The organism is Plasticicumulans sp. (assembly GCF_035331805.1).
In the GTDB taxonomy this organism is placed as follows: domain Bacteria; phylum Pseudomonadota; class Gammaproteobacteria; order Competibacterales; family Competibacteraceae; genus Plasticicumulans.
On sequence record NZ_DAOLKE010000378.1, the window covers coordinates 1642 to 3174 of the forward strand.

Sequence of the window (1533 nt, forward strand, 5' to 3'; positions counted from 1 at the left end):
TCCGCTGATGCCGGCCGCCGCGGGGCCGGATGAGCGGCTGGATTGCGCACGGCGCCTGCTGCAGGCCTATGCCGACGGCATCACGGATGCACTCCCGCACATCGACCCTGCACACGGACGCACCTGACATGCCTCTGCCGCTGCTGCTCGCGCTCCTGCTGAGCTTCCCCATTCCCGCCCGTGCCGATCTGATCGTCACCGACGACACCGGCCGTGCCGTGCAGTTGCCGGCGCCGGCGCGGCGGATCGTTGCGGTGGCGCCGCATGCCGCCGAGCTGCTCCATGCCGCCGGTGCCGGGGCGGCGCTGGTCGGGGTCGTGCAGTACGCGGATTTTCCGCCGGCGGTGCGCACGCTGCCGAGCGTCGGTTCGTATACCGGCTTCGACCTCGAAGCGCTGCTGGCGCTGAAGCCCGATCTGGTGATCGGCTGGGACAGCGGCAATCCGCCGGCGCAGCTCGCGCGCATCGAGGCGCTCGGCATTCCGGTGTTCCGCACCGAGGCGCGCGTCGCCGATGACATCGCCACCGACATCGAGAAGCTCGGCGAGCTGGCCGGCACCGCGGCGGTGGCGACGCAGGCGGCGGCGGCGTTCCGGCAGCGGCTCGCGCAGCTGCGTCGCGAGCATGCCGGGCGGCGGCCGGTGCGCGTGTTCTATCAGGTCTGGGCCAGGCCGCTGGTGACGCTGAACGGCGAGCATCCGGTCAGCCACGTGCTCGCCGACTGCGGCGGCGTCAACGTGTTCGCGGCGCTGCCGGCACTGGCGCCGCAGATCGACGAGGAAGCCGTGCTCGCCGCCGATCCCGAGGTCATCATCGGCGGCGGCATGGACGGCGAGCGCCCGGAGTGGCTGGAGGACTGGCGCCGGCGCTGGCCGCAACTGGCGGCCGTGCGGGGCGGGCATCTGTACGCGGTGCCGCCGGACTGGCTGCACCGCTCCGGGCCGCGCCTGCTCGATGGCATGGAGCGGGTCTGCGCGCAGCTCGATGCGGCGCGCGGCGGCTGAACGGCGGTCTGCCGGCCGGCCGGTCCGGCCTTGACGCAGCGCAACGAATGCGGAATTTCCCTGTCACGGTTCGTTAAACTGGCGCACCACCCGGGGGAAGGACCACAAAGATCATGCGTCGCGTCGTGTTCAACCAGAAAGGCGGGGTCGGCAAGTCGACGATCACCTGCAATCTCGCGGCGATCGCCGCGGCCCGCGGCCGGCGCACGCTGGTCGTCGATCTCGATCCGCAGGCCAATTCCTCGCACTACCTGCTCGGCGGGGCCGCCGATGGCGAGGGGCCGACGGTCGCGGATTTCTTCGATGACATGCTGTCGTTCAAATTCAACCCGCCCGGACCCGAACACTTCGCGCGGCCGACGCCGTTCGTGAACCTGTTCGTGATGCCCTCGCAGGGCCGGCTGGAGGAACTCGGGCCCAAGCTCGAATCGCGCTACAAGATGTTCAAGCTGCGCGAGGCGCTCGAAAGCCTGCGCGGCTTCGACGAGATCTTCATCGACACGCCGCCGGCCGTGAACTTCTTCACGCG

At 70.7% G+C, this 1533-nt stretch carries 2 protein-coding genes; both read left to right on the forward strand.

Annotated elements, in window-relative coordinates:
* Positions 1–128: 128 nt before the first annotated feature.
* The gene (locus PKE44_RS17125; protein WP_324553686.1) at positions 129–1004 is read left to right on the forward strand and encodes a cobalamin-binding protein; all 876 of its coding nucleotides are present in this window, start codon (positions 129–131) and stop codon (positions 1002–1004) included.
* Between the two features lie 113 nt (positions 1005–1117).
* A partial coding sequence (locus PKE44_RS17130; RefSeq protein ID WP_324553688.1) for a ParA family protein occupies positions 1118–1533 on the forward strand: 416 nt, incomplete at its 3' end.